Source organism: Actinomadura logoneensis (assembly GCF_003428695.1).
GTDB lineage: Bacteria > Actinomycetota > Actinomycetes > Streptosporangiales > Streptosporangiaceae > Spirillospora > Spirillospora logoneensis.
Window position 1 is genome coordinate 1 of the sequence record NZ_QURH01000838.1, and the last position, 5,129, is coordinate 5,129.

Genomic DNA, 5,129 nt, shown 5'->3' on the forward strand with positions numbered 1-5,129 from the left:
AGGTGGAGCGATGACGGAAGCGGCGATGACCGCCGAGCAGGTGCGGAGACTGCTGGACGGGCTGGTGGCGCAGGCGGGCCCGGAGAGCCGCGGCGCGGTGGTGCTGTCCACCGACGGGCTGGTGGTGGCGGCGTCCTCGGGGATGACACAGGAGGACGCCGAGCACCTGTCCGCGCTGGTCTCCGGGGTGCAGGGGCTCGCGCGCGGCGCGTGCAGGCGGTTCTCCGGCGGCGAGCTGATGCAGAGCGTCATCGAGCTGGACTCGCTGCTGGTGTTCATCGTCCCGGCCGGGCCGCACGCCTACCTGGCCGCGCTGAGCCCCGCCGACGCGGACGCGGGCACGGTCGCGTACGCGCTGGCCGAGCTCGCCGAGCGGCTGGCCGAGCGGCCCCCGGTGGTCCCGCGGCTGTCGGGTTTCGGCGTGAGGTGAGCACGCGTGAGCGATGACCGCTGGCTGGACGAGGACGCCGGGCCGATCTTCCGGCCCTACACCGTCACGCGCGGCCGGACCCGGCTGCGCGACGACAGCCTCAACCTGATCTCCCTGCTGGAGGCGACCGGGCTGCCGGTCCCCCGGCGCACCCGCCTGGACCCCGAGCACCGCCGCGTGCTGGCGTTCTGCGCGGAGCCGATCACCTTCGCGGACCTGTCGTCCGAGATCGACCTGCCCGTGGGCGTGGTCCGCGTCCTGGTGGACGACCTGCGCGAGGAGAACCTGCTGCGGGTGCTGCAGGCGACCCCCACCGGCGACGTCCCGGACGAGCTCGTACTAAGGAAGCTGCTGCATGGACTACGCGCACTCTGACACCGCCGTCCACGTGCCCGCGACCGCCCGGCGCGGGGGCGGCCAGCCGACCGCGGCGAAGATCCTCATCGCCGGCGGGTTCGGCGTCGGGAAGACCACGATGGTCGGCTCGATCAGCGAGATCCGCCCGCTGCGCACCGAGGAGATGCTGACCGACCGCAGCACGGGCGTGGACGACACGACCGGCGTCGCGGACAAGACCAGCACCACCGTGGCCATGGACTTCGGCCGGATCACGATGGGCGAGGGCCTGATCCTGTACCTGTTCGGGACGCCCGGCCAGGAGCGGTTCTGGTTCATGTGGGACGAGCTGGCGCTGGGCGCGGTCGGCGCGGTCGTGCTCGCCGACGTCCGGCGGCTGGCCGACTCGTTCGCCGCGATCGACTACTTCGAGGACCGCGGCACCCCGTTCATGGTCGCGGTGAACTGCTTCGACGGCGCCGAGCGCAAGGACCCGGCGGACGTCCGGATCGCGCTGGACCTCGACCCCGACGTCCCGCTGGTCATGTGCGACGTGCGCAGCCGCGACTCGGCCAAGGAGGTGCTGATCGCCATGGTCGAGCACGTCCTGGCGCGGACGACCGCCGCCGTCGGCGCGCGCCGCTGACCTTCCCCCTCGAGTTCGTTCGACCTTCGTTCGACCGCCGCCCGGACCGGCCCCGGTTCCGGGCGCGGCCCCTGGAATCCCCCGCTGCAAAGGAGACAAGCGTGAGCGGAAAGCTCGCCGGCAAGGCCGTCCTCATCACCGGAGCGTCGCAGGGCATCGGAGCGGCGACGGCCCGCACGTTCGCCGGGTACGGCGCGCGGGTCGTGATCGCCGACATCCTGGAGGACGCCGGGCGGGAGACCGCCGAGCTGATCCGGAAGGACGGCGGTGAGGCGCTGTTCGTCCGGACGGACGTCACGGTCGGCGCCGACGTGGAGGCCGCGGTGGCCGCGACCGTCTCCGCCTACGGCCGCCTGGACGCCGCGGTCAACAACGCGGGCGTCGAGGAGCAGGGCTCGGCGCTGCACGAGGTCACCGAGGAAGCCTGGGACAAGCTGGTCGCGGTCAACCTCAAGGGCGTCTGGCTGTCGATGAAGTACGAGATCCGGCAGATGCTCGCGCAGGGCGGCGGCGTCATCGCGAACATGGCGTCGGTCGCGGGCCTGGTCGGCCTGCCGCTCGGCATCTCGGACTACTCGGCGACCAAGGGCGGCGTGGTCGCGATGACCCGCACCGCCGCGATCGAGTACGTCCGGCAGGGCATCCGGATCAACGCGGTGTGCCCCGGCGTCGTCCGCACCGCGCTGCTGGACGCCGCGATCCAGGGCGGCATGTTCAGCGAGGCCGAGGCCGCCGCCCTGCACCCGTCCGGCGTCCTGATGGACCCGGAGGACGTCGCCGAGACCTTCGCGTTCCTCTGCTCGGACGAGTCGAGGCACATCACCGGCCAGTCCATCGCCGTCGACGCCGGCATGTCCGCCGGCTGACCCGGCGCCCCTCCCGGAGGCCCCTCGCGGCGCGCACCCGCCGCGAGGGGCCTTCGTCCTTCCCGGTTGCCGGGCCATTAAGCAACCCAAGTTGACAATGCCTCCCCCGGAGACCTAGGTTCCCTGCATGGACGAGGGCGAAGGCGTGGCCGACGCGCGCGATCCGGCGGCCGACGCGCGCGATCCCGCGGCGGACCTGCGTGATCCCGGCGCGGAGCTGGCGGCCGTGGTCGCCATGCGCAGGCTGGCCGACCGGATGGAGGACGCGGCGGTCGAGAAGGCCATGCGGGCCGGGTGGAGCTGGTCGGACGTGGCGCAGGCGCTCGGGGTCACGCGGCAGGCCGTGCACAAGAAGCACGCCAAGCGGCTGATCGAGGCGGGGGTCAGTTTGCGGAGGAGGCGGTGATGGGCCGGACGTATGTGGACTCGGTGCTGGTGCGGGCCGCGGAGGAGGCGCGGGGCAGGGGCGCGCGGCTGACGGAGGCGGAGCATCTGCTGCTCGCGCTCGCGGCTGAGGCGGAGGGGGACGCGCCCGACCTGCTCTCCCCGGCCGGGCTGGACCGGCGGGCCGTGGAGCGGGCGCTGGCGCGGGAGTTCGAGGACGGCCTCGCGGCGGCGGGGGTCTCGGTCGCCGACCGGGAACTGCTCGAGCCGCGCGGGAGTGCGCGGAACCCGTCCGACATGGGCGAGTCCGGCCGGCGGGTGCTGGAGGTCGCGATGACGCTGGCCCGGAAGCGGGACCTGGGGCCCGCGCACATCCTGCTGGGCCTCCTGGAGCTCAAGGTCGGGACGGTCCCCCGCGCGTTCGCTCTGGCAGGCGTGGACGTCGACGACCTCAAGGCCCGGACGCTGGCGGTGTTGGACGAACGCGGCAAGACCGACTGACAGGGCGGGGAGGACGACCGCGATTCCTGGAAGGTTCCGCGTGCGGACGGTGAAGGCTCCGCGGCGGGCCGGGTAACGGGCAGGCGCGGGCGTTCGGCACAAGGCGGGGCGGACGGACCCCTGTGGGGTGAAAGGGTCCGGCCGCCGCGCGGTCATGCGGGCTCGGGCTCCGAACGGCGCCGGATCAGGAGGCTCCGTTCGGAGCCCGCCGGATCAGAACGCGCCGTCCGGAGCGCGCCGGATCAGAAGGCGCCGGTCCCGTTCGGGGTGCCGAGGCCGGTCGGGCCGTCCCAGCCGGTGCGGGCGGTGCACAGCTGCGACGGGGAGCAGGAGCCGTTGCTGCCGCTGGTCACGTCGAACAGCGCCGTCTTGTGGCTGTACGGGTAGTTGTTGTCCACCGAGGACGCGTTGCCCGCGAGGGCGTACACCGATGCGATGAGCGGGGCGGACGCGCTGGTGCCGCCGAAGACCATCCAGCCGGACTGGCCCTGGTAGGCGGTGCTGTCGTAGACGGCCACGCCGGTCGCCGGGTCGGCCACCGCGGACACGTCCGCGACGGCGCGCCGGGAGCAGCCGGTGCTGGCGCCCGCCTGCCCGCTCAGCGCGGTGTTGTAGGTCGAGCAGCCGCTGCCCGCGCCGCTCCACGCGGTCTCCGTCCAGCCGCGGGTGGTGCTGGAGGTGCGGAGCGAGGTGCCGCCGACGGCCGTCACGTAGTGGGACGAGGCCGGGTACTCGACGCCGTAGCCCGAGTCGCCCGAGCTGACGGTGATCGCGACGCCCGGGTGGTTGTAGTAGGAGCCGTAGGACGAATCGGAGGCGTCCGAACCGCCGTAGCTGTTGCTCACCACGTTCGCGAGCCGGGCGGCGGTGTTCTCGGCGGCGCCGAGGTTGGCGAACGACGGGGACGTGGCCTCGACCAGGACGATCTTGCACTTGGGGCAGGCCGCGGAGACCATGTCCAGGTCGAGCGAGATCTCCTGGGCCCAGCCGCCGTCGACCTTCGGCAGGCTGGTGCCGCCGGTCTGGTTGACCTTCTTGAAGCACCCGTTGGCCGTCGTGCAGGCGGGCAGCCCGTACTGCGACCGGTAGACGTTCATGTCGGCCTCGGCCGTCGGGTCGTCGTAGGCGTCCACGATCGCGACGGTCTGGCCGGTGCCCGCGGTGGACGACGGCAGCTTGTACGCGCTCTGCAGGTTGGCGGGGCTGAGGCCGCTCGGGGCCGCGAGGGCGGCCTTCAGGGTCTTGGCGGAGACGGCCACGTCGTCGCGGACGATCGCGTGGCAGTGCGCCTGGCCGGCGCGGACGGTGGCGCACGAGTGGTGCGTCCCGGCGGGGGCGGCCGGGAGCGCGGGACTCGCGGAGGCCGTTCCGAGGGGTGTGCTGAGGACGGACGCGGCAGCCAGGAACATCCCGGTCATCGCGTACCGCAGGCGGGGGCGCCGCATGGGCTCTCCTCGTGTAGCGGGGGGACGGAGGACGGCACCGGGAGAGGTGCCGCCCGTGAGGATCACACGCGGAGCGCTCGTCCGAATAGTCCATAAGCAGGCAATTAATCACTTCTGTCACTGGTCGCCAGCGGGCCGCGCGGCGCACTGTGGCGAGCCGCCAAAGTTGCTCGTTTGAGCAACCGATAGGGATTCCCCCCTTGCCTCCACCACCCCCACGTGCGGTTTCGCGACCACCCGCGAGGCCGTGGTCGGCCATGGCGGTCCACCCCCTCTTGACGCCATGACCAGGCGGGTTTTAGATGCATCTGCGGTGCACGCGGCCCCGCGCACTGGGCGGTGCGCGGGACCTGAGCGGCCCCGGGGACACCGTCCGCGCGACGACCGCCGCGCGGTGTCCCCTCGTGCCGGGAGTCCCCTTGTCCCTGCTCCACTCCGCCCACCGGCGCGCCGCGTCCGACCGGCGCCGCGCGCCCGTCTGGCTGGCGGCGATCGCGCTCGCCGGGGCCGCCGCGTCGGCG

Annotated in this window: 7 protein-coding genes; 6 read left to right on the forward strand and 1 reads right to left on the reverse strand. The window is 73.3% G+C overall.

The features are described 5' to 3' along the window. From DZF91_RS28515 to DZF91_RS28540, 6 genes are all read left to right on the forward strand, one after another. A partial coding sequence (locus DZF91_RS28515) for a roadblock/LC7 domain-containing protein (protein ID WP_207661906.1) occupies positions 1-430 on the forward strand: 430 nt, incomplete at its 5' end. Positions 431-436: 6 nt separating this feature from the next. Further along, positions 437-805: a DUF742 domain-containing protein gene (locus DZF91_RS28520; RefSeq protein ID WP_117360212.1), complete on the forward strand. Its 369-nt coding sequence runs from the start codon at positions 437-439 to the stop codon at positions 803-805. Further along, positions 786-1,412 (forward strand): GTP-binding protein, encoded by a 627-nt coding sequence (locus tag DZF91_RS28525; RefSeq protein WP_117360213.1) that lies wholly within the window; start codon positions 786-788, stop codon positions 1,410-1,412. The genes DZF91_RS28520 and DZF91_RS28525 overlap by 20 nt, the downstream gene beginning before the upstream one ends. Positions 1,413-1,513: 101 nt before the next feature. Continuing rightward, positions 1,514-2,278: a glucose 1-dehydrogenase gene (locus DZF91_RS28530; protein WP_117360214.1), complete on the forward strand. Its 765-nt coding sequence runs from the start codon at positions 1,514-1,516 to the stop codon at positions 2,276-2,278. Between the two features lie 127 nt (positions 2,279-2,405). Continuing rightward, positions 2,406-2,684: a hypothetical protein gene (locus DZF91_RS28535; RefSeq protein ID WP_235834633.1), complete on the forward strand. Its 279-nt coding sequence runs from the start codon at positions 2,406-2,408 to the stop codon at positions 2,682-2,684. Then, positions 2,684-3,163, forward strand: coding sequence for a Clp protease N-terminal domain-containing protein (locus tag DZF91_RS28540; RefSeq protein ID WP_117360215.1), 480 nt, complete (start codon positions 2,684-2,686; stop codon positions 3,161-3,163). The genes DZF91_RS28535 and DZF91_RS28540 overlap by 1 nt, the downstream gene beginning before the upstream one ends. A gap of 242 nt (positions 3,164-3,405) precedes the next feature. On the opposite strand, the gene DZF91_RS28545 is transcribed toward DZF91_RS28540, so the two are convergent. Further along, complete coding sequence (locus tag DZF91_RS28545) at positions 3,406-4,608, reverse strand: S53 family peptidase (protein WP_117360216.1); 1,203 nt, start codon at positions 4,606-4,608, stop codon at positions 3,406-3,408. Between the last annotated feature and the right edge of the window lie 521 nt (positions 4,609-5,129).